Source organism: Oceanobacter sp. 5_MG-2023 (assembly GCF_030548165.1).
Classification (GTDB): Bacteria; Pseudomonadota; Gammaproteobacteria; order Pseudomonadales; family Oceanobacteraceae; genus Oceanobacter.
Map to the genome: position 1 here is coordinate 16,427 of NZ_JAUORS010000005.1, position 22,682 is coordinate 39,108.

18 protein-coding genes are annotated in these 22,682 nt (G+C 53.8%); 6 read left to right on the forward strand and 12 right to left on the reverse strand.

Annotation, left to right across the window (positions count from 1 at the left end; genetic code table 11):
* The 12 genes from Q4551_RS04785 to Q4551_RS04840 all read right to left on the reverse strand — a co-directional run bounded on the left by Q4551_RS04785 (position 1) and on the right by Q4551_RS04840 (position 14,646).
* Positions 1-936 (reverse strand): alpha-E domain-containing protein, encoded by a 936-nt coding sequence (locus Q4551_RS04785; protein WP_303432075.1) that lies wholly within the window; start codon positions 934-936, stop codon positions 1-3.
* Positions 936-2,396 (reverse strand): circularly permuted type 2 ATP-grasp protein, encoded by a 1,461-nt coding sequence (locus Q4551_RS04790; protein ID WP_303432076.1) that lies wholly within the window; start codon positions 2,394-2,396, stop codon positions 936-938. Before Q4551_RS04790 ends, Q4551_RS04785 begins: the two co-directional genes overlap by 1 nt.
* 944 nt (positions 2,397-3,340) lie before the next feature.
* Complete coding sequence (locus tag Q4551_RS04795) at positions 3,341-5,236, reverse strand: V-type ATP synthase subunit A (protein WP_303432078.1); 1,896 nt, start codon at positions 5,234-5,236, stop codon at positions 3,341-3,343.
* Complete coding sequence (locus Q4551_RS04800) at positions 5,233-6,015, reverse strand: hypothetical protein (RefSeq protein ID WP_303432079.1); 783 nt, start codon at positions 6,013-6,015, stop codon at positions 5,233-5,235. The genes Q4551_RS04795 and Q4551_RS04800 overlap by 4 nt, the downstream gene beginning before the upstream one ends.
* A gap of 28 nt (positions 6,016-6,043) precedes the next feature.
* A complete protein-coding gene (locus Q4551_RS04805) occupies positions 6,044-6,733 on the reverse strand; it encodes an HrpE/YscL family type III secretion apparatus protein (RefSeq protein ID WP_303432080.1) in 690 nt (229 codons plus the stop codon).
* Positions 6,734-6,790: 57 nt separating this feature from the next.
* Positions 6,791-7,249 carry an ATP synthase subunit C gene (locus Q4551_RS04810; RefSeq protein WP_303432081.1) on the reverse strand — a complete coding sequence of 153 codons (459 nt, stop codon included), beginning with the start codon at positions 7,247-7,249 and terminating at the stop codon, positions 6,791-6,793.
* Positions 7,242-9,098: a V-type ATP synthase subunit I gene (locus tag Q4551_RS04815; RefSeq protein WP_303432082.1), complete on the reverse strand. Its 1,857-nt coding sequence runs from the start codon at positions 9,096-9,098 to the stop codon at positions 7,242-7,244. Before Q4551_RS04815 ends, Q4551_RS04810 begins: the two co-directional genes overlap by 8 nt.
* Positions 9,095-9,700, reverse strand: coding sequence for a V-type ATP synthase subunit D (locus Q4551_RS04820; protein WP_303432084.1), 606 nt, complete (start codon positions 9,698-9,700; stop codon positions 9,095-9,097). Before Q4551_RS04820 ends, Q4551_RS04815 begins: the two co-directional genes overlap by 4 nt.
* A gap of 1 nt (position 9,701) precedes the next feature.
* Positions 9,702-11,069, reverse strand: a complete 1,368-nt coding sequence (locus Q4551_RS04825; protein ID WP_303432086.1) for a V-type ATP synthase subunit B — start codon at positions 11,067-11,069, stop codon at positions 9,702-9,704.
* 532 nt (positions 11,070-11,601) lie between these two features.
* The gene (locus Q4551_RS04830) at positions 11,602-13,080 is read right to left on the reverse strand and encodes an FMN-binding glutamate synthase family protein (RefSeq protein ID WP_303432292.1); all 1,479 of its coding nucleotides are present in this window, start codon (positions 13,078-13,080) and stop codon (positions 11,602-11,604) included.
* Between the two features lie 165 nt (positions 13,081-13,245).
* Positions 13,246-13,575, reverse strand: coding sequence for a hypothetical protein (locus Q4551_RS04835; RefSeq protein WP_303432088.1), 330 nt, complete (start codon positions 13,573-13,575; stop codon positions 13,246-13,248).
* A 141-nt stretch (positions 13,576-13,716) separates the two neighbouring features.
* A complete protein-coding gene (locus Q4551_RS04840; RefSeq protein ID WP_303432090.1) occupies positions 13,717-14,646 on the reverse strand; it encodes a TIGR01777 family oxidoreductase in 930 nt (309 codons plus the stop codon).
* Between the two features lie 595 nt (positions 14,647-15,241).
* On the opposite strand from Q4551_RS04840, the gene Q4551_RS04845 reads away from it, so the two are divergent.
* The 6 genes from Q4551_RS04845 (at position 15,242) to Q4551_RS04870 (ending at position 22,611) form a co-directional block, all read left to right on the forward strand.
* Positions 15,242-15,631, forward strand: a complete 390-nt coding sequence (locus tag Q4551_RS04845) for a sirohydrochlorin chelatase (RefSeq protein ID WP_303432092.1) — start codon at positions 15,242-15,244, stop codon at positions 15,629-15,631.
* 290 nt (positions 15,632-15,921) lie between these two features.
* Positions 15,922-16,899: a DUF523 and DUF1722 domain-containing protein gene (locus tag Q4551_RS04850; protein ID WP_303432094.1), complete on the forward strand. Its 978-nt coding sequence runs from the start codon at positions 15,922-15,924 to the stop codon at positions 16,897-16,899.
* Positions 16,896-17,792 (forward strand): MerR family transcriptional regulator, encoded by an 897-nt coding sequence (locus Q4551_RS04855; protein WP_303432096.1) that lies wholly within the window; start codon positions 16,896-16,898, stop codon positions 17,790-17,792. The genes Q4551_RS04850 and Q4551_RS04855 overlap by 4 nt, the downstream gene beginning before the upstream one ends.
* Positions 17,785-19,248, forward strand: coding sequence for a deoxyribodipyrimidine photo-lyase (gene phrB, locus Q4551_RS04860; RefSeq protein WP_303432098.1), 1,464 nt, complete (start codon positions 17,785-17,787; stop codon positions 19,246-19,248). Before Q4551_RS04855 ends, phrB begins: the two co-directional genes overlap by 8 nt.
* A 146-nt stretch (positions 19,249-19,394) precedes the next feature.
* Complete coding sequence (locus Q4551_RS04865) at positions 19,395-21,470, forward strand: TonB-dependent siderophore receptor (RefSeq protein ID WP_303432100.1); 2,076 nt, start codon at positions 19,395-19,397, stop codon at positions 21,468-21,470.
* A 172-nt stretch (positions 21,471-21,642) separates the two neighbouring features.
* Positions 21,643-22,611, forward strand: coding sequence for a LysR family transcriptional regulator (locus tag Q4551_RS04870; protein ID WP_303432103.1), 969 nt, complete (start codon positions 21,643-21,645; stop codon positions 22,609-22,611).
* Positions 22,612-22,682: the final 71 nt, after the last annotated feature.

Here is a 22,682-nt window from a genome sequence, read left to right on the forward strand (position 1 = left end):
CTATTGATCCGACAGGAACCAGGTTTTTTGTATCAGGTCATGAACATCTGCCAGTGACAATTGCAGTTCATTCAGATCTTCACGGAAAGCGACATTAAATTCTTCAGCTTCCAGGTCCGCCGCCACTTCGTCACAAATCAGTCGGGTGCGAGCAATCACACCCTCACCTTTAGGCAAACAATCCGAGCTTGCCACGATTTTTTTCAAACAAAATGCAATGGACCGGGGAAACTGCTCATCGCCCAACAGAAACGTGACCACCGGCGTTCCCTTGATGGCTGAGCGCATGGTACGGCGGAACGGCTGGTCGGCATTTAATGAGCGCAGCACATTACCCCAGATAATCTGACGACTGTTAACGGCGTATTCATCATCAGCCACCTGATGGATCGCAGCAATAGCAGCATCCAGATTACGGGAGGTCATGTCTGCCCGTTCCAGGTTTTGCCCCATCAACAACATGTCCCAGCCTTCGTCCCGGGTCATATTGACGTACAGCAAGCCAACAATTTGCTGGCAGGACTTGATGATGCTCTCCAGGAACTCGTGACGCATACTGCGGTTAATGCCAAGAGACAGATTCTCTTGCACAAACATGCTCAGCTCGTTGACCAGTTCCCAGGCTTCCGCTGGAATCACATCCCGTGTCGTACGGATATTCTCACGAATCGCTCGCAAAGAATTCACTATCGAACAAGGGTTGGTGTCATCTCCCAGCAGGAACTTCACCACATTACGCTCATCACGAACGGAATACCGACTATTGTAGTCGTCTTCCAGGCTGTTGATCACAATAAGATTGTACCAGCCCAGATTGACCCGCCGAGGCATGTCAAACAACAGCTTGTCATAAATGCTCAGCAGTCGCGCTGTGCTTTCAACCCGCTCCAGATAGCGAGCGGACCAGTAAATACGTTCTGCAACTTTCGATAGCATTATTCGATTCCTGTTCCTGTATCGACAATCCAGGTGTCCTTGCTGCCGCCACCCTGAGAAGAATTAACCACCAGAGAACCTTTTTTCATGGCAACCCGGGTCAAGCCACCGGTAGTGACATAGCTGTCGCGGGACTGCAGTACAAACGGCCGCAGATCCAGGTGACGGGGTTCAACCTTGTTTTTGCCCACCAGTGTTGGTGAGGTCGACAAGGCCAGCGTTGGCTGGGCAATGTAGTTACGCGGGTTGGCCTTGATCAGATCGGCAAAGGTTTCGCGCTCTTTCTTGGTGGAATGTGGCCCAATCAACATGCCATAACCACCGGACTCATTGGCGGGTTTAACCACCAGTTTGTCGAGGTTCTCCAACACGTGCTGACGCTGGACATCGTCATAACACAAAAAGGTTTCCACATTGGGAATCAATGGCTCTTCACCCAGATAATACTTGATGATAGCCGGAACAAAGGCATACACCACCTTGTCATCCGCCACACCTGCGCCCGGTGCATTCGCCAGGGCGACATTACCGGCACGCCAGGCACGCATCAGACCAGGAACACCCAGCGTTGAATCGGGGTGGAACACTTCCGGATCGAGGAACAAATCATCGATACGGCGATAGATCACGTCGACCCGTTCCAGACCGGCGATGGTTTTCATGTAGACGCAGTCGTCTTCAGTCACCATCAGGTCACTGCCTTCAACCAGCTCGGCACCCATGCGCTGTGCCAGAAAGGCGTGTTCAAAATACGCGGAGTTGTAAATCCCTGGCGTCAGAACCACGACGACCGGTTTTTCGACTTCACGTGGTGACAGGGCGGCCAGGGTCTCAAACAAGTGCTCAGGATAATCGCCCACAGGAGCAATGCTGACTTTTTCAAATACTTCCGGGATAACCCGCTTCATGATGGAGCGGTTTTCCAGCATATAGGATACGCCCGATGGTACGCGCAGGTTATCTTCCAGCACATAAAACTGGCCATCCCCGTCACGCACCAGATCGGTGCCACAAATATGGGCCCACACACCAAAACGAGGGCTGATGCCTTCGCATTCCTTGCGATAATTGACCGACTGTTTAAGTATAAATTCCGGTACCACACCATCTTTGAGAATCTTCTGATCGTGGTACAAATCATCAATAAAGAGGTTTAATGCCCGCAAACGCTGTTTCAGACCGGCAGCCGTCTTATCCCATTGATTCTTTGAAATTACCCGGGGAAGAATATCAAAGGGCCAGGCCCGGTCGATATTCCCACCTTCTGTGTATACCGTAAATGAAACACCCATTTCCTTAATGGTCGATTCGGCCGCAATTTTGCGCGAATTCACATCTTCATCCGAGAATGATTCCAGATAGGAAATAAGTGCTTCAGCAGGTTCACGCGCGCATCCGGGTGCGCTGAAAAGTTCATCGTAGAACTCGCCCGGTGCGTAATCCTTCCACTCGATAGACATACAGCTCCTGAAATTTGCCATCAGGTTAATGAGGAATTGACGCCAGGCTGGCAAGCACTGGGTCACTCTGAAAAGACTACAAAGTGCTCAAAGTAAACCATTACCCATGCATGACTGCAAGCCGCCACAGAGGCCATTCTGGCGCATCATACGCCATATCAGGCAACCGCAATTAACCCTTGCTACAAAGGCACCAATTCCAGACTTTTAGCGCCCTCGCGCACCATTAATGTGCAGCATATCAATTAATCCGCCAAAACCCGCCTCATAGAGAAACACCCATGCTGCAAGATAGGGCCAGATTTATTAACCAGCCAGATCTGAAGGTAATCTTTTGAACCCGTGAGCATCCGTCAACACCGCCCAGAAACACAGCGAGCTGTTGGCCCTATGGCTCAGGGCAGAGCAGTCTTCACACCATCATTTCATACAGCAGGCCTGGCCTTTGTCAGCTCAGACTATCGTCACAGACTTATTTTTTGACAGACGTTTATTATTTGATCAGTCTCAATATCCTTGATATGGGCAGTCTTCTCCTACAAGAGAGATTAGTGAATTATCAGCACGAATAATCAATAACAGCACGATCTGATAAAAACACAGTACCAATAAACAATGGCAAGAAATGGCCAATCCATATCAATAACTTTTCCTGATAATCTTTCCGCAATCTCATTCTGTTTAATTCTGAACAGATCATGGCAGGCCATTAAAATAACAAGCCGCCAATAGCAACAACATAATAACAACCAGAGCGCTATACATCTTTATGCGCATTAGCCCAGCAAAACAGACCGGTTATTCTCCGCTCTGGGGCGTATTTCAAACAGAGGGTGCCGGGGCTACCGAATGATCTCGACTCGGCGTCCCGACTTTTGACTTGATCTGTCAGGCCTGCAAGTCGGCTTCGTGATTCGAAACCATCCAATAGCCCGGAGTAAGGATTAAACAGGTGCCCCCAACAGGTCAGTTATCGTCTCCAGCAAACGATTGTATTCGCCAGAGCCGTCCACGGCGTAGTTGAGGTTCTTGAACAGGCCGGTCAGGCGTGTGTAGAAAGTGCGTACCGCAGCTTTCCTTTGTGAGTCGGAATCCGCATCCATCTGCGGCTGATGAGCCGCTACGGCTTCCATCAATTCAAACAACCGTTGCTGACGATCCATCGGCACCGACACATCCACATCATCGAAGGCATCCTGCTGCAAATACACCATATCCAGCAGCAGCGCTTTCTGTTGCACGATAAAGTCGTCCAGCGTTACCCCCTCTTCACCAGTCACCTGCATCATGCGGCTGACTTCATCACCTCGTACCAGCAGTTCCGACAACACTTCGACCCGCCGCGTCCAACCCGGGGATAAATGGGTATCAAACCAGGGCTGTAACTGTTTAAGGTAACGCGACCAGGAAATCAACGGGTCAACCGCGGGATAAAAGCGCCGATAAGCCCGATCCGCAGACAGCCCCAGAAAGGTTTTGACCGTCCCCAGCGTGGATTGGGTCACTGGCTCTTCAAAGTTACCACCAGCCGGTGAGACGGTCCCTACCATGGTAAAGGTACCCTCAACGCCATCGGTACGACGAATCACCCCAGCGCGCTCATAAATATTGCGAATCGAAGAGTCCAGATAAGCCGGAAAGGCTTCCTCCCCTGGAATTTCTTCCAGCCGGCCGGAAGTTTCCCGCATTGCCTGGGCCCAGCGCGACGTCGAATCGGCGATCAGCAAGACGTCATAACCCATACTCTGGTAATACTCCGCCAGAGTGATGCCCATATAAATAGAGGCTTCCCGGGCAGCCACCGGCATCGATGAGGTATTGCAGAGAATAATGGTTCTATCCATCAGGCTGCCGCCGGTTTTGGGGTCCGTCATACCGGGAAACTCCTGAATGGTTTCAACCACCTCACCGGCCCGCTCACCACAAGCCACCACGATCACAATATCCACATCGGAGTAGCGGGAAATCAGCCCTTGCAGTACGGTCTTCCCGGCGCCAAATGGCCCCGGAATACAACCAGTACCACCTTTGGCCAGGGGGAAAAAGGTATCCACCAGACGAATGGTGGTCGACAACGGCTGGCTCGGATAGAGACGTTCAGCCTCTCCCAGCGCCATCAATCGACGAGAAATCGGCAGTCGAATCGGCCAGCGCTGACTCAGGGTCAGGTTACGACTGCGATGCGGGTCAGCCACTCCTTCAGCCGACAGTGGCGTCAGGCGGGCAACCGGATCGGCAACACTGAAGCTGCCCTCCAGAATCCAATCCAGCTGCCATTCTCCTGGCCAGTCAAACGGCACCATGATCTTGTGCTCAAACCGTCCTTCTGCCACCACGCCGGCAATATCACTCGCCCGGACTTTCTCGCCTTCCTTGATCAGCGGCTTGAAGGACCAGCGTCGAGCCTGATCCAGACCGCGAATATCCACACCCCGCGGCAAAAAAGTGCCGTAGTTGGCCGCCAGTTGCTCCAGCGGGTTTTGCAAACCGTCGTAGACCATTCCCAGCAGACCTGGACCCAGTTCAGCCGACAACAGCTCTCCGGTTTGTAGTACCGGATCACCGATACCAACCCCCCGGGTGCTTTCGTAAACTTGCGCGTCGGCCCGGCGGCCATGAATCCTCAGGACTTCGGCTTTCAGCCATTCCTGTCTGCCATCTGCGGTCAGGCGGCCGGGCAAAACAAACACCACTTCATTTTTGGACAATGGCCGGTAGTCTCCAGACCCGGCGACGGTTTCGATGCTTTCTATTGTCACCAGATCATCCTGTACTGCGACAATACGTGCTGTTGCTTGCTGACCTGAGTCCGCCTTTTCTGCGGCTGTCTCCATCGTCATAACGGTGCTCCACTGGCCATGGTCGATGATTGGGTAAAGTTGCTACTGGCTTTGGGGTCAAGAGGGCCTGGCTCAACGGCTGTTACCGCAGCAATGTCCACCGCCACCCAGTCACTGAAACGGGCCTGGGCCTGGGTAGCGTCATAACCGATACGACGATCCAGCATGTCCCATTTGAGGACATACGCCACGACAGCCACCAGGCTGTTGTCTCCAGGCAACAGGTAGCGCCCGGTCAGGATCCAGTTATGCTGCAATAACATCTGCTCCAGCTCCCAGGGTTGATGAGAGCGGATACAGGTCAGCGCTTGTGGCAACCAAGGCTGGGCGACCTCCAGCCGGAACGTTGGCTCATGCCAGTACTGCTCTATGGTCTGACGATAACGACTCACACTCCAAAGGCCGGATGGCGGTGGATCGTTGTCCTGCTGATACTCCCGTCGCCACAGTGCGGCAACCAGCGTCCGGACATCCAGCCGCTGCTGAATCAACGCCAGCAGAGCCGTTGCTTCGGCCCTCGGGCGGGTATCGTCATGCCGCAACGTCTCAAGCAGTTTTCGTTGCCGCAATACCAGTTGCTGGTTATCGCTGGTAATGGGAAGTTCACGCCATTGCAGCAAGGATTCAATACGTGCCAGCAGGTCAGCATCCGGCTGACTTAACAGTCGCAATCGGCGCTCCAGTTTCAAGCGGGAAAGCGGTGTCTGATGACGGCTTCCCCAGCGCTCATGGGCCGGTAAACTCGACATCAACAGGGTGTAGCGATCACGCCAGTCCATTCAGACCCCTAGTGCAAACAACCAACAACTAACGAATAATGCCATCAAGAATGGCGCGAAATCTGGGTTGTAAATAACCCAATAACAACCCGGCAATGGCCCGGTCACTGAGATCCACTTCAATTTTCTCGTCACGCAGTACCAGCGTAATACCATGGTGATCAGCCGAACCGGCGGCCAGGGTCACACCATCGCGCAGCATGTCGATCTGTAACGCAAAAGCCAGATCGGCCAGCGGCCCTTGCATGGCGGACTCCGGTGATCGCCGAATATCATCCAGCGCCAGTATCTGCGGTGGTAACAGCAAATCCAGCTCACTCTCGGCGGGTAATTCGGCCTGCTCCAGTAGCCGTCCTGCGGCGGCCCGTATCAGCTTGGCCAGCAGTTGCGGCTGATCCAGTTGCTGGCGCACCAAGCGCGAAACATCCGCTGAAAAACGCTGCTCCAGCATGGATTTCATATCCAGAACCAGATCCCGAAAGGCGATTTGCATGGCTTCACTGGCAGCCTGCTGCTCACGACGGGCGTCTTCTTTCGCCTCGGCAATCAGCTTGTCGGCTTGTTGGCGAGCATCAGCCAACAAGGCCGCGGCCTGTTGGCGGGCATCGGCCAGAATTGCCTCGGCTTCTGTTTCCCCCGCCTCAACGCCATCCTGACGCAAACGGCTAACCAGTTCGTCAATCCCGGCGGAAACGACGTCACTGCCTGATTGTTTCATCCAATTCCTCCTGCGTTTACCCGTTTATCAAGCAACAGATAAACATCCATCAGCCTGTTACTGAGCCGCCAGAGCAGGAATACCGCCCGACAGCACCAGCGCAAAAATAAAGACAAACACACCGAAACCTTCAACCACGGCCGCCGGAGCAATCGACATACCAAAAATCTCCGGCTTCTCTTTTGAAGCACTGATCGCAGCGGCACACGCTCGTCCTTGCCAGATCCCGGCGACCATCAAAGACAGCCCGGATAATAGTCCGATACCAAACAACCCGGCAGCGTTTTCAATACCGACCTCTCGTTGCAAGGTAAACAGCAAGACGATGCCATAAATCACAAACGACGACGGCAACACCGACAAACCGATAAAACGCCCATGGCCACTGTCTGTATCCAGCATGGCACCAATGGCAGCCTGACCAGCCAGACCACAGCCAATCACACTGCCCATACAGCCCAGTGCAATGGGAGAAAACATTCCAATCCAGCCCAGGCTTATGACCAGCTCATTCATCTTCCAACTCCTTTAATTGAAACGGCTGGAAAGCGTAACCTTCACCCGGCTCGCCCCAGTTGTAAAATTCAATAAAATTCAGCCTCAGGCCGTGTACAACACCACTCATCACTCCCAAAGCAATATTCACTACGTGCCCCAACAGCAAGATCAGCACCCCACCAAGCAAGGCCAGCCCACCTTCGGTAGCCATCACCTGTACTGCCAGCTGATTAAATGTCAGCGCCAGTGATACCGACGCCAGCCCCAACGCAAACAGGCGCATATAACTGAGCACATCGCCAAACAGCTGACTCAGGCCCGGCAACACCATCAACCCGCGCAATAGCCGCTGTACGCCTCGTTGCAGCGGACTGGCAGAGGCTGATATCGGCCTGGCCCAGCCAGAACCCACCATAATGGCCAGCACCGCGACAACCGCCAACACCACTACTGTGGCCGAAATACCAATAAAACCGGCCCAGCAGCCCAGTAGTACGACCCCGGCCCAGCCCGCCCGGCTAACCACAAACCAGTGTTCATGGCGGCGATGCCAGGCCAGGCTGGCATTCGCCAGCAGCAGATGCACAACCCCGGTCAGGATCGATACCTTCATCATGGTGTTGTAATCCTCGATATCCATGACCACCAGACTGGTCAGCCAGTTATCGTCCGCCAGCTCCACCCCGAAGTACTCGCCCGCCATAACACCCCATACCAGCGCGGCCCCGACCAGAGACAAAAACAGCTGGCGGAGACCGCGACCGGTTTCACTCTTACCCATCGCTTTCCAGCGCAACGCCAATAACCCGCCCAATGCCAGGGCATAACCAGCATCCGACAGAATCATGGCAAAAAAGACCATAAACGACAGATACAGGTGCACGGAAGGATCCCAGGAACGGTAGGCCGGTAACTGGTAAAAACGGGTCAGCAACCCGCCAGCAGCAAAACCCGCCAGCGGCTTCAGCAAGGTAGGGGGAGATTCATCAGCGGCAGGGTCACTGGCAACAAAGGCAAAACCGGTTTCCCGAGCCAGGGTTGATAACGCCGGCAAGGAAGATACCGGCACCCAGGCCAGCAGCGTAAACACCTGGCCATCCGAGGACAATCGATCCACCACCTGACGCCAGAGTGTGTGATTGTGCGTCCTTGCCTGATGACGTTTGAGCAACAACAGATAACGGGTTAATTCTTCCCGTCGCGATTGCAGAGAATCGAGCGATTGCTCAATGGTTTCCAACGCTTCGGTCAGCTGCTCCAGGGTACGTGAACCCAAATGTTCCCGGGGCACAGGCATGCAGGCCGATGGTGGTTCCGTTGCAGATAACAGGACAACATAAAGATGGCGGCTGTCACGGCCGACCAGCTGCCAGGGGATACCCCAATGAATATCATCCGGATTCTGGCTCTGGTCAGGAAGCCGGATTGCCGCTCCGGCCTTGTAGAGCCGATCCAGCCAGCTGCGCTTGTTCACAGGCAAGCAATAAAACCACAGCCGTACATGGTTAACCCACGCGTCGTCGGGGAAATGAAACTCACCCCAGGGCAGCATCCGCTGTATCCGGGCCTGGACTTCGTCACGCTGGTCTTCCAGTTGCCGCAGCTGGTGCTGTACGTCAATGGCTTCATTAACGACCGGTTGCAAATGAAAACCGGTAAATTTTTTTAACGGCCGCCGGCGACTTTCCCCTTGCTCCAGAAAACGGATCGCCTGATTCAAATGACGAACCCCTTCCGGCACTTCCTCGCCGCTCTCATGGCCATCAATCAGATGCAGCTGACCAAATGCCTGCAAACGGGCAATGACCGCTTCCTTGTCTTTTTCACGCCCGGCGATGGCCACTTTTTTTAACGCGACGATTGTCATGATCCACCCGCAGCCTGACGTTTGTTTTTAGCTATTTTCGATGTCACTACCGACTCCCTGTCCTTGTCGTCCAGATAGATACCAATACGGCGGATATTGGATCGGGTCTCGGGTATCAGTACCTTGTCGAACAGATTTACCCGCTGGGTCACCTTGCGCAGAGCCGCTGCCATCACGCGGTGTTGCTGCTGCAACAACTGGTGTTTGACGTCCAGAGTCATGCCTTCCTGTAACCATTGTTGCAGAGGTGCAACCCAGTGCGGTTTTGCCATCAGGGGAATGGTGGCCAGATCAAAGTCAATCGCTTCCAGCTCGTTGATCCAGACACCGACGATGTTACGTCGCCGCAGCTGTAAACTCCGCACGGTGCATAATCCCTTTAAATCGATTGAGGTAACCGCCAGCATCGGCATCTGTTCACCAATACGTTGTGCCAGTTGCTGCCGTTGCTGTACCAGCTCCTGCTGCTGCACTTCCACCTGTTTGATGGCTCCTTGCAGCTGCTGGCGTTTCATATCCAGTGCCGGTAAAAAGCGCTGGTAAGCCGCTAGCTTTTGCCGCTGGGCCGACAAGGTGGCCTTCGACAACAGCAAACGTGCCATATCAGACCGTCTCCAGGCTGCCCGCCATCTCGGTCGGGTAATACTTGTCGATCAGTTCGGGCTTCATCAGCAATTGCTCGGCACGGAAACATTGCGCCATCAGCTGCCACCCCTTGTCCAGCGCCTGTTCCAGCGGCATCGACACATCCAGAGACATAAAATGCTGACGGAACAGTTGCCCGTATTGCAGTAGTTGCTGATCGTAATCACTGAGATCAAAGGCCATGGCCTGTTTCTGTTCGGCTTCGACGGCGCCGGAGTAAAGCCGGATCATGGTATTCATCACCTGGCTGTGGTCTTCCCTGGTTTGTTTGCCGATCACCAGCTGTTTCAGGCGCGACAAGGAACCAAACGGATCCAGCTGGCCATCGTGCAAATAGAATTGTCCTTCGGTGATATAACCTGTGTTGTCCGGTACCGGGTGACTGACGTCGTTGCCAGGCATGGTTGTAACCGCAAGAATCGTGACCGATCCACCCTTGGCATAATCACAGGCTTTTTCATAGCGACGGGCCAGCTGTGAGTACAGGTCCCCCATATAGCCACGGTTCGAGGGGACCCGCTCATTGGCGATACCGATTTCTTTCAGGGCATCGGCGTAGGCGGTCATATCGGTCAGCAGCACCAATACCCGTTTGCCTTCTTCCACCGCAAAACGTTCCGCTACGGCCAGCGCCATATCCGGCACCAACAAGCGTTCGACGATCGAATCCGAGGCCTGGTTAACAAACATAACGGTACGGGCAAAAGAACCCTGATCTTCAAAGGTCTGGCGGAATGAATAAAAGTCGTCAAACCCCAACCCCATACCACCAAACACGATAATGTCGGCGTCGGCCTGCGTACCAATACGGCCAAGAAAGGCGTTGTATGGTTCTCCAGAAACGGAAAAAACAGGAATTTTTTGACTCTCGACCAGGCAATTAAACAGGTCGATCATGGGAACACCCGTACGGATCATACGGGATGCCAGCACCCGTCGCATCGGGTTGACGGTTGGTCCGCCGATCTCGACCTGGCTGTCAAAATCGAGCGCCGGGCCATGATCCATCGGCTTGCCGCGACCATCAAAGATACGCCCGAGAATATTGGCGGAGTAAGTCACCTGCATCGGATGACCCAGGAATTGCACACTGACATCGGTCGCCAGCCCTTTGGTGCCATCAAACACCTGCATCGAGACTTGCTCATCGCGGATGTCGATCACTTGCGCCAGACGGCGGGTGGTGCCATCCCCACTGACCAGTACGGCCAGGTCATCCAGCCGCACCCGGGTTGATTTACCTGATTCAGGGGTTGCAACGCGCAACCGCACCAGATCCCCCACAATCGCAACAATCGAACGATAGGACGTACTGTCTGAACCCATTTCCAACCTCCTGAACCCTGCCCACCAAGGGGCGGGTATGTATTACCAACAGATATAGTTGTCACCAGGACAATATCTCTGGGGACATCATCATGACGGGCCTGAAACACATCACCTTGACCCCGCTCAGGATTAAACTGCTTTCACGGAAGTGTCACGGTATTTCATGCGGTAATACGGTACGTCACCCGCACCAGAGAGCCGCCCGACCCTGGCTGGCTATATCACAAGGCAGCCATCACTTCGTCGCGGTACCACCGCGACGAGGTTCAACATATTGCGCCATATGACTGTGATTTTTGACGATCATTACAATCTCAAGGTGATATAAATCAACAAAATGTCACTTTCCCTGCCAATGGCATTTCCCCTATCCCAACACCGGCAAAGAGCACCGGTAAAGAGCACCGGTAAAGAGCACCGGTAAAGAGCACCGGTAAAGAGCACTTCACTCAACTCGCCCTTCGATAACCAGACCATAGGGAGCTGGTTATCGAACCGGCAAGTAACAGCGAGCAGACAGATCGGGGACTCAGTCTTCCGGCATCAGGTCATTACCCGGATGAAAAGAGACGGGCTGATAAATATCCGTCATACAGCGAGCCTCACCATCCGGTTGCACAATACGGGCGTGTCGACGACTCAGGCCACGCGGTTCATCAACACCACAGGAATGGGCGATAACCCCGACTTCCTGTACCAGACTCTCGACAAAGTGCTGTACCCGGACGGCCTTGTCCGAAGGTACCAAACCACTCTGCAAATGCTTGTTGTGAGTAGTGATGCCAGTGGGACAAGTGTTTTTATTGCATTGCAACGCCTGGATACAGCCCAGAGCAAACATAAAGCCTCGGGCCGACACCACAAAATCAGCGCCCACACATAACGCCCAGGCGACCCGGTCCGGGGTAATCAGTTTGCCCGAAGCAATCACCCGGATACGTGGTCGCAAGTGAAATTCATCCAGCGTGTCCACCAGCATGGGCAAGGACTGATTCAAAGGCAGCCCCATATAATCCATCAGCGACTGGGGTGCCGCTCCCGTGCCACCTTCGGCACCATCCAGAGTGATAAAATCCGGCGCAGATTGTTTGCCGCGCAACTGGATGGCACGACACAAGTCCCGGATCCAGCCAATATCTCCCAGTACGACCTTGAAGCCCACCGGCTTGCCAGTCACCGCCCGCACATGACCGATCATATCGAGCAAGTCATCAACCGAGCGGATTTCCGGGTGGCCATTGGGGCTGATTGAGGCTTCGTGCAGGGGAATATGACGAATACGGGCAATCTCTTCATTCACCTTGGTAGCCGGCAAGATACCCCCCTTGCCTGGCTTGGCCCCCTGACTGAGCTTGATTTCAAACATGCGTACCTGTGAGTGCTCGGCGATGGCCTTCAACTTGGTATCGTCCAGCATGCCACGTTCATCCCGCACACCGTACTTGGCCGTGCCGATCTGGAACACCAGATCACAGCCGCCTTCCAGATGATACGGAGACAAACCGCCTTCACCGGTATTCATCCAGCTACCTGCCATGGCAGCGCCACGGGACAAGGCGGTAACTGCCACACTCGACAGCGCACCAAAACTCATGCCCGAGATATTCACCAGTGAGCTGGTGGTATAGGGGCTGCGGCAATGCTCACCAATGGTCAAGGGGCCTGAGCTGGCAAAATCCTGCTTCAATGCCGGAAACGGGCTGTTGACAAAGATAACGGTGCCCGGCACATCCAGACGACGGGTAGAACCAAAGGCGATGGTGGTACTTTCCTGTTTGGCGGCGCGATATACCCAGGTACGATCCGCCCGGTTAAACGGCATCTCCTCGCGATCCATGGCAAAAAAGTATTGCCGAAAGAACTCACCCAGGTGTTCAAACAAGTAGCGGAAACGTCCAATCACGGGGAAATTACGCCGGACTGTGTGCTGCGTCTGTCGCACATCCACCACCCAGGCGTAGATCACCCAGGCGCCCAGCAGCAACGCTAATAACGCCAACAGGCCCATCAGGGTTAATACACTATATGCAGCAAGCTCAAACAGGGTCTCGGTCACATCCAGCCTCGGTACATGGTTCTAAAGGAGGCTAGACTAACCTGATGGCACGGCTGAAAAAAGCCATGATCGTTCCACCAGACTGTTCTGGAGATAAAACAGGCAGGGCAATTCAGGTCAGGCGGTGGGCGTGATGTCTCTAACGGCATGGGCCGTGAAATAAACGAATTTACCTTCAGCATCTCCCACTTCTACTTGAGACGGGGACAAGGGAGAATGTTTGATGGCGGCAATATACAGGCTGCGACAGGCCACCAGGCTCTTCTCTATGTCATTAAACAAGGGCAACGAGAAAACAAAGGAGTGGCGCTCACAACCGCGCTCCAGCGCCAATAACAGCCGCGCATCGGTCAACTCACCGGCACGCAAGAAATTGATGTAGCTGATACGGTATTCCTGACCAAATTCATACAGGTAAGGTTCCATGGTTTGGCGGCTTGTACTCATGATATATCCTGCGTCAATGCTGACCAGCGGCCAATAAACGTGTCGGTGCCAACCTGGCCAAAACAACGAAGCGGATACCAATGGATCACACTCACTGACGTCATTCCGGGCATCCGGGCATGGCACAAACACGGTCAACCTCTAGACTTGACGATAGTGGGTCCAATTACGGCCAATACTGGCCAATGCTTCAGATAGTGTAGTGTACCGATACGAAAACGCCTGCTCCTGCAGCTGAAGAGGCAATACTCGCTGCCCCTTGAGCAGCAGGTCCGCCATCTCACCAAACACGATACGCGCCACGGCTGCGGGCATGGGCAACAGTGCCGGACGCTTCAGGCAAGTCGCCAGCACACGGGTAAAATCACGGTTTGTCACCGCCTCTGGCGCCGTCATATTAACAATCCCCTCTGCCTCAGAGGCCAGCAGATGATTCAGCGCTGCCAGATAATCCTCAATATGAATCCAGGACAAATACTGTTTGCCAGAACCAATACGTCCTCCCAGCCCCAGAGAAAATGGCGTCCACAAACGCTTTAGCATGCCCCCCTGCTCTCCCAGCACCACACCGGTCCGCAAGATCAGCGACCGCCGCGACAAAGCAAACAAAGGGTGCGCAGCCTGTTCCCAATCGGCACACAGCTGAGCGGCAAAATCTTCGCCTGCCGGGCTGGTTTCAGCCACGGTCTGCTGGGCGGCAGTTCCGCTCAGGGCACCATAGACCCCGATCGCTGAGCCACTGGCCACAACATCAAAGCGCCGACCGGTTTGTATTGCCCACTCGGCCAGACGATTGGTCACACCGATGCGACTCTCGCGCAACGCCTGCTTGCGTGAGTGGCTCCAGCGCTGGTCGGCAATCCCCTCTCCCGCCAGATTGACAAGCCAGTCAAAGGGCCCAACCAACTGATACAAATCATTCACCGCCATCACGCGACCAGCCCATCGTTTAACCACCCAGTCAGGGCGTCGGGTCAATACGGCAATCTCATAGCCTTCCGCGAGCCATCCGTTCACCAGGCGAGAGCCTATAAATCCGCTACCACCCGTTATCAGTATACGTTTGCTCATACTTCACTCCGGAGAAATTGCCTTGTGATCAGCAAGTACATTTATATATACAATACTTATACAATAGTATATCCAAGGCCAAAATCAAAAGCGGATGCAAAAAACAGCCAAACAACACCAATCCCAGCATGATTATTGTTGCTGGCATAAACAGAGATGATGCTGACATGGGCGGACTCCATCCAGAATGACAGCAACCACACAACATTGCTGAAAGATTCGCCCTCTCTGGGGAATTGCTCACAGACAGCCATGCGTATTTGACGACCGCCTCACAAATGACATCGCCGTTCCCCATGACCGATATGGCATAAGATAAACCAGCACCGCCACCTTAGCCCGGACCAGTCGGTACAATGTACGGCGGTGCTTGTTCACAATGAGTTAATCGTTCACTACCAGTGATATGCCATTCCTGAAAAGAAACTGAAACAGTATTTTCACATTCACCGGCAACTAATTCTGGCAATCTGCAGAAACTGGTTACATTCTGCGGATATAGAAGATGCTTGGCCAAGCGACAGAGCCGTCGACAAGGCCTTGCTCTATGGACATGGTCTGTATTGAATTTCGCTATCAATCAGGAGGTTGCATTATGCAAACCCGATCTAATAACCACGCCACTATTTTATTGGCGCACGGAAGTAGCGATCCAAACTGGCTCAAGCCTTTTGAACAGCTGACAGGGAATATTTGCGCAGGCATGGCCAAATCCAATCAGATACAGCTGGCCTATATGGAGCTGGCTGAACCTTCCCTCGAGAATATGATTGCTACCCTGTCCAATGACGGCGTCACTCACATTGATATATTGCCGTTGTTTTTTGCTGCTGGCCGCCACTTGCGTCAGGATGTGCCAGAGCAAATAGAAGCCTTGCAACGACAACATCTGGTCAAGCTGACCCTTCATCCCCCAGTCGGCCTCGAGCCAGAAGTCGCCACCGCCATCAGCAATGTAGTGGTGCGAAAACTAATGGGAGAATAAATAGCCCGGCTTGATGTAGAACACCTTCCATTCAGGGCCATGGTATTTCGATACCAGCCCCTGAGTTTGCCCCTGAACTCCTTACGACTCCCTGCCTTTTGCCTTTGCTGCCGCCCCGCCAGAATCCGCCTGACAGTCAGGCTGTGCGTTATGTCATTTTGTCTCTTGCATACCAATACTTATACAAAAACCTATGCAAATAACCATAATTGCATAACTTCTATTGACAACAGTGCGGCAATCCCCTCAAAATCAAATCTATACAAAAAACCTTAACAAAGGTTATACAAATGAATAGTACCCAGCAAACCGCCACTCTCAAAATTGGCATCAGCGCTTGTCTTCTTGGTCAGCCAGTACGGTTTAACGGCGGCCACAAACAGTCACGTTTCTGCACCGATGTATTAAGCCAATACGCAGAGTTTGTGCCGGTCTGCCCGGAGGTCGCAATTGGTCTGGGTACCCCGAGAAAGCCTATTCGCCTGGTCAGTGACAACAGCCATGATACAACCGTACGTGCCTTGGCCAGTGCCGACGCAGAACAGGATGTCACTGAACCACTTAAACAGTATGCGCAGCAACAAGCTCTGGAGATGAACGATCTGAGTGGCTTTATTCTGATGCAAAAAAGTCCAAGTTGTGGCCTGTTTGGCGTCAAGCGCTATCTCGCCAACGGCCATCCTGAAGGTACCACCACCGGCGTATTTGCACGGGAATTCCGGCGCCTTCACCCGCTACTGCCCATGGAAGAAGCTGGAAGACTGAACGATGATGCCTTGCGAGAAAATTTTATGGTGCGGGTATTTGCCTATCAGGAATGGCAAACCTGCCGTGCAGCCGGTATGACGGCCACCAAACTGATCGATTTTCACAGTCGCTACAAATATCTGGTGATGGCCCACAGCCTGGTGCATTACAAGTCCATGGGAAAGCTGCTGGCCGACCTGCACCATGCATCATTGGACGATATTGCCAACGAGTATTTCACCCAGTTAATGACGGCTCTGGCCACCCCCGCCAGCCGTAAAATGCACACCAATACCCTGATGCATTTGCAGGGCTACCTGAAACGTCTGATCACACCAGCAGACAAGGCGGAGCTGACGGAAGTTATTCAACAATATCGCCAGGGCATTGTCCCTCTGGTGGTGCCCTTGATGTTGCTGAAGCATCACCTTAATCACGACAAAACAGTCAACGCTTACGCTCGCCAGCAGGTCTACCTCAATCCACATCCGTATGAAATGGGATTGAGGAACACCCTGTGAGCTCATCGATTCCTCAGGGCAGCTACCCGATCCGGGAGTTTGCCCGTTGCACAGGGGTTAACCCGGCAACCTTGCGGGCCTGGGAGCGACGTTATGGCCTGATTCATCCCTTTCGTAGCGAACAAGGCCATCGCTTTTTCAGTGAAGAACACGTCCGTCATGTCCGGCGTATCCTCTATTGGCTGGAGCAGGGCTACCCGATACGCCAGATCAGCTTGTTGCTGCTTGGCCATCATGAACATATCGAAGGACATGGCTCAGCTGGCAACCCGGATCACTGGCAGCAACAGCAACAAGGCGTGATCGACAGCCTGATGGCACTTGACCTCAAACGTCTCGATGCGCTCTGGTGCAAGGCATTCTCGACCTATCCGATTGCACTGTATTACCAGCATTGCCTGGCACCCCTGCGGCAGCAGTTACGTGCCGGTAGCAAGCTGGACGATCCCATGCTGCTACATACCATGGAACATCTGCTACAGCGCAAGCTGAACTGCCTGTTTTATCAGCAACAGCGCCGGGCCAGCAGCCCCACTCTGTTAATGGCGACCAATCACCCCAGCGGTGAACTGGACGTATTGGTACGAGCCTGCGCCATTGGGGCTGTCGGCCTCCGGGTCGAATACCTTGGTCCGAACCTCACCCCCAATGATCTGTGCCTGGCCGCCTCCGTTCTGGAAGCCAGACAGATCTGGATTCATTTTATCGCGACCACGACCGACCAACAGACACGCTGGCAGCGCTACCTCTCTCACACCGAACGCAGCAACATTATTACCGGCACACCACCCAACCATGAGGGTGGCCGACCCAATATGCAGCGTTTACGAACGCCATTACCACGACAGATACAGCACTATGTACTGAACACCGGCAGGGCAACCAATGCATAACGACCACCCAATCCGCCATCTGGTCTGGTTTCGAACCGATCTGCGCGTACATGACAACCCGGCGCTGCACCATGCCATGCGAGCGGCCAGTAACGCCGATGAATCAGCATCCGTACTGGCGCTGTACTTCGTCACACCACGGCAATGGCAACAACACGGCCTCGGGCAACGTAAAATCCGCCTGATACAGAACGCGGTACATAACCTCAAACAATCACTGGCCAGGCTGGGTGTCGAACTGCTGGTATTACAGGCGGATACCTTCAGTCATAGCCTGCAGCAACTGCAACAGCTGGTAACTGAGCTGGATATTCGTCACGTCAGCTTCAACAACGAATACGAAGTTAACGAAAGCAACCGTGATCGCCACTGGGAGCGCTGGGCCAGGCAACACCAGATTTCGGTTCATCGTTTTCATGACCAGTGCCTGATTCCTCCCGGCGACCTGGCCACCCAAAGCGGCTCACCTTTCAAGGTCTACAGCCCGTTCCGCAAAGCCTGGCTAGCCCGGGCCGAAGGCGCGCAGCTTACCCCGCTGCCCTGCCCAGATGCCTTGCCAACACATACCCGCCCAAGTCTCTCACTGCGCCATGGGCTGGTTGACACTGATTGCTCCCCGGACGCTCTCTGGTTTGACGACGAAGCCAGTGCACATGATGCACTGGAGGACTTCCTGCAGCAGCAAGGCCGGCTTTACCACCAGCAACGAGACCTGCCAGCACTGGATGCCACCAGCCAATTATCCGTTGCCCTTGCACTCGGTTTGCTGTCGCCCCGTCAATGCCTGTTTGCTGCCAGTCAGATGAACAATGGCTTGCTGGCAGGAGGACAGGCCGGTCTGGACAGCTGGATCAACGAACTGACCTGGCGTGAGTTTTACCGCCATTTGCTGGTCGCCTTCCCCCGGCTGTGTCAACACAAGGCGTTCAAGGCAGACACAGAACAGCTGCCATGGCGCGATGCGGAAGCCGACTTCCAGGCCTGGTGCGAGGGCCGTACTGGCTATCCATTGGTGGATGCTGCCCAAAAACAATTACTCGCCAGCGGCTGGATGCATAACCGCTTGCGTATGGTCAGCGCCATGTTTCTGACCAAACACCTGCTGATCGACTGGCGTCGCGGCGAGGCTTTTTTTAATCGTCATCTGGTGGATGCGGATTTTGCCTCCAACAACGGTGGCTGGCAGTGGAGTGCTTCCACCGGTGCTGACGGGGTGCCTTATTTTCGTATTTTTAACCCCACCACCCAATCGCAACGGTTTGATGCCAGCGGCCAGTTCTTGGTGCGTTATTTACCGGAGCTGGCCGCACTACCCGCCGCCCGCCGCCATCAGCCCAATACCCTCGAACGCCAGCAGTGTGGCTACCCGGCAGCGATCGTCGACCACGCCTTTGCCCGTCAGCGTGCCCTGCAAGCTTTCAAGTCACTCAAGATCATGCAGACGGAAATGGAATGACGGAAGTGGTCAAAAGAGAACCACTCATGTCACAGATACTTCACTCACTGGCAGTAAGTTGATATTGATTAACGCTATTATTAGCTCCACCATCAATGTCATTGACCTCCCTATCAATGCACCTTCCATGGACACAGGACGCCGTCATGAAAGCGCTTTCTTCATCCCGACTTCTGCCATTCGTCGCGACAATGTTTGCCTCTCCTCTTGTGGTCGCGGCAACACAAGACGAATTCTCAGAGCCTTCCCTGGCTGATGATCCTGATATTGAGGTGGTCGAGGTACTGGGGGTCACCGAACCGATAACATCGGTCAGTCCGCGCAAATTGTTGCGCGTCCCGGGTGCGGGTAATGATCCACTGCAAGCCATCGAAAGCCTGCCCGGTGTTGTCTTCAGCGGTGGCCGGGAATCCGCCCCCGCAGTGCGTGGCTCGTCACCGGATGACAACGCTTATTACATCGATTTTTTCCCGGTTGGTTATATCTTTCATAGCGACTCGTCGAGCATTCTCAACGACAACGTCATTGATGGTTTTATTCTCGAAGCCGCCGCCTTCGGGCCAGAATACAATGGTTCGACCGCCGCGGTGATTGATGCCAGCTCACGTTCTCCGGATTTTGCCACTCCCCAGGCGGTCATCGATGTCAGCCTGCTCAAGGCCGGGCTTTTTATCGAACAGCCTATCAACAGTGAACAGGGCTTTTATTTATCGGGCCGGCAGAGCCTGTTCCAGTACTATATCGACGCCTTGCTGGACGATGAAGATTTCCAGTTTACGACCTTGCCCGAATATTACGACTATCAGGGCAAGTATGAATATCAGCCCAGTCTTACAGAAAGCCTGGTGGTTCAGGTCATTGGCTCACGGGACAAGGCCGGTCTCAAATTCGACGAAGATTCTGACGAGCTGGCGCAAGACCCGGGTCTGGAGGGTGGTATCAGCTCTGAACGCTACTTCAACAGCCAGGCGATTGTCTGGGACAAGTTTTATGGCAATGGCCTGCAACACCAGAGCGGCCTTTCCCAACTGGAGGAGAAATTCCAGCTCACTATCGGCCAGGGAAATTTTGTTGACGTCAAAACCAATGACTACATACTGCGCAGCCAGTTTTCCCAACCGCTAGGCATAAATCACTATTTACACTGGGGAGCTGAGCTGTCCGAATCCCACGCCTCTATCAAAGGCAGCTATTCCGGCCCACCCTGCGACGAGTACAACCCGGACTGCCGCCTTGTTGATGGCGAAGAAACGGTCACCCTCCATGAAAATATCGTTATCACCAGCGTCAACCTCAACGTTGCCGACAGCTGGCAAGCCACAGACAACTGGACCATAACCCCCGGCGTGCTGGTGGCTCAGGAAGACTATACTGACGAGCTGTTTATTGAACCCAAACTGAGCACTGAATGGCAGGTTGCTCCCGGCTGGAATCTGACAGCCGCCTATGGCCGCTACCACAACTTCCCCGACAACTTCGGCCAATACGCCAAAAACTTTGGTAATCCCGATCTCAAGCTGGAAACGGCAACCCACTACGAAACCGGCATTGAACATGAGCTACGGGATGATCTGCTGATCCGCCTCGAAGGCTACTACAAAACCATGCAGCGGCTGGTAATTGCCCGGGCCGACCAGCAAACGGTTTACCCTGATCTGTCGGATGAGGAATATCTCGACCTGCCCCGTTACACCAACGATGCCAGTGGCGAGGCCTGGGGCATGGAACTGTTTATCAACAAGGACCTGAGTGAACAGTGGTACGGCTGGGCTTCCGTTGCCTGGTCCCGCACCCGCCGCACCAATGAGCTGACCAATGAAGATTTCCGCTACAGCTATGATCAGCCCTTAATCGTCAATCTGGTCGCCAGCTATGATTACAGCGATGTATTGTCCCTGGGCTTCAAATGGCGCTACCAATCCGGTCAACTGGTGACACCGATTATTGGGGCAGAACAAGACGCCAATGACCCGGAGCTATACAATCCGATTTATGGCGCCCTGAACTCCGAACGCTTACCGGCTTATCACGCCCTGGATGTCCGGGCCGATCGCAACTTCTTTTATAGCCACTGGGAAATGACCCTGTACGGTGAAATTCTCAACCTGTATGGCCGTAATAATGTCACTGGCTATCGCTACAAAAATGCTGATTACAGCGAGCGGGAAGACGTGACTGACTTGCCAACCATTGTTTCTCTGGGCGTCAAAATACGCCTATAGATAAGAACAATGTCTTAACATAACCAATAACGCATGGATATATACACCAAAATAAAGAACAATCGATATTTTTAATCTACCATTGTTCCAGGCTTTGTGGCACGGTAAGGCCCGAAATGCTACTTCAAACGTTATGTGTTCGAAGACCAACCGCCAATACCAGGAGAGCCTAATGCAGATTGGCAAGCGCGAAGAATTTGACCTCAATGAAATGGCGATTTTTGTCCATGTTGTGGACGCTGGCAGCTTCACCGGTGCCGCTAAAAATCTCGGACTGCCCAAGTCCACTGTCAGCCGCAAAATAACCCAACTCGAAGAGCGTCTTGGTGTGCGACTGATCCAGCGTACCACCCGCAGCTTGCGCCTGACGGATACCGGCAATGCCTATTATGGCCATTGCTCCCGTATCCTCAGTGAAATCGAAGAGGCCAATATCGCAGTTACCCAGATGCAGACCACACCAACCGGTACCCTGCGTATTACGGCACCGGTGCTGTTTGGCTCAACGGTATTATCCAGTCTGGTGGCCGAGTTTATGGATCAACATCCCCAGCTCACCATCGACTTGGTGCTGTCTGATCAACTGCTGGATCTGGTACAGGAAGGCATCGACGTGGCTTTCCGCATCGGGCAGCTGGAAGACTCTTCCCTGATTGGCCGTTATCTCGGCGATGTGCGCATGCTGTTATGCGCCAGCCCGGACTATCTGCAACGCTTCGGTACACCGAAACATCCGGATGACCTCGCCAATCACCGACTGATTTCAGCATCACGCTGGCTGCAATGGAATATGACCAGCCCGGAAGGCAAAGAGCTGACGGTACAGGTCAAACCCAAGTTACAGGCCAACGATTTTGCCTCACTGTATGCCCTGACCTTGTCCGGTAGCGGTATTACGCCGCTACCTGTGCTGATTGCAGCACCGGCCATTCAGTCTGGCGACCTGGTACCCATTTGCTGTAACTATCCGTTTGAAGCCAACCCGATCCATACCCTGTACCCGAGTAACCGCCATCTGTCTGCCAAGGTACGCAGCTTTGTTGACTTCGTGATTGATCACATTCGTCCGAACCCGCCCTGGGAAGTGGACATGCCACACGCCTCCAGGGAATGTGAAGTGCCCAAAGTGACCGAACACTAGATTCCGCTCTGAACTATTCCGCACCGCTCAACAAATCATCACCCACCAGAGCAATCATGCCCGGTGGGTGA

Bases quoted from the DNA above. Each gene is read 5' to 3' on its own strand.
- Q4551_RS04785 (WP_303432075.1), bottom strand. From the start codon at position 936: ATGCTATCGAAAGTTGCAGAACGTATTTACTGGTCCGCTCGCTATCTG.
- Q4551_RS04790 (WP_303432076.1), bottom strand. From the start codon at position 2,396: ATGTCTATCGAGTGGAAGGATTACGCACCGGGCGAGTTCTACGATGAA.
- Q4551_RS04795 (WP_303432078.1), bottom strand. From the start codon at position 5,236: ATGACGATGGAGACAGCCGCAGAAAAGGCGGACTCAGGTCAGCAAGCA.
- Q4551_RS04800 (WP_303432079.1), bottom strand. From the start codon at position 6,015: ATGGACTGGCGTGATCGCTACACCCTGTTGATGTCGAGTTTACCGGCC.
- Q4551_RS04805 (WP_303432080.1), bottom strand. From the start codon at position 6,733: ATGAAACAATCAGGCAGTGACGTCGTTTCCGCCGGGATTGACGAACTG.
- Q4551_RS04810 (WP_303432081.1), bottom strand. From the start codon at position 7,249: ATGAATGAGCTGGTCATAAGCCTGGGCTGGATTGGAATGTTTTCTCCC.
- Q4551_RS04815 (WP_303432082.1), bottom strand. From the start codon at position 9,098: ATGACAATCGTCGCGTTAAAAAAAGTGGCCATCGCCGGGCGTGAAAAA.
- Q4551_RS04820 (WP_303432084.1), bottom strand. From the start codon at position 9,700: ATGGCACGTTTGCTGTTGTCGAAGGCCACCTTGTCGGCCCAGCGGCAA.
- Q4551_RS04825 (WP_303432086.1), bottom strand. From the start codon at position 11,069: ATGGGTTCAGACAGTACGTCCTATCGTTCGATTGTTGCGATTGTGGGG.
- Q4551_RS04830 (WP_303432292.1), bottom strand. From the start codon at position 13,080: ATGGGCCTGTTGGCGTTATTAGCGTTGCTGCTGGGCGCCTGGGTGATC.
- Q4551_RS04835 (WP_303432088.1), bottom strand. From the start codon at position 13,575: ATGAGTACAAGCCGCCAAACCATGGAACCTTACCTGTATGAATTTGGT.
- Q4551_RS04840 (WP_303432090.1), bottom strand. From the start codon at position 14,646: ATGAGCAAACGTATACTGATAACGGGTGGTAGCGGATTTATAGGCTCT.
- Q4551_RS04845 (WP_303432092.1), top strand. From the start codon at position 15,242: ATGCAAACCCGATCTAATAACCACGCCACTATTTTATTGGCGCACGGA.
- Q4551_RS04850 (WP_303432094.1), top strand. From the start codon at position 15,922: ATGAATAGTACCCAGCAAACCGCCACTCTCAAAATTGGCATCAGCGCT.
- phrB (WP_303432098.1), top strand. From the start codon at position 17,785: ATGCATAACGACCACCCAATCCGCCATCTGGTCTGGTTTCGAACCGAT.
- Q4551_RS04865 (WP_303432100.1), top strand. From the start codon at position 19,395: ATGAAAGCGCTTTCTTCATCCCGACTTCTGCCATTCGTCGCGACAATG.
- Q4551_RS04870 (WP_303432103.1), top strand. From the start codon at position 21,643: ATGCAGATTGGCAAGCGCGAAGAATTTGACCTCAATGAAATGGCGATT.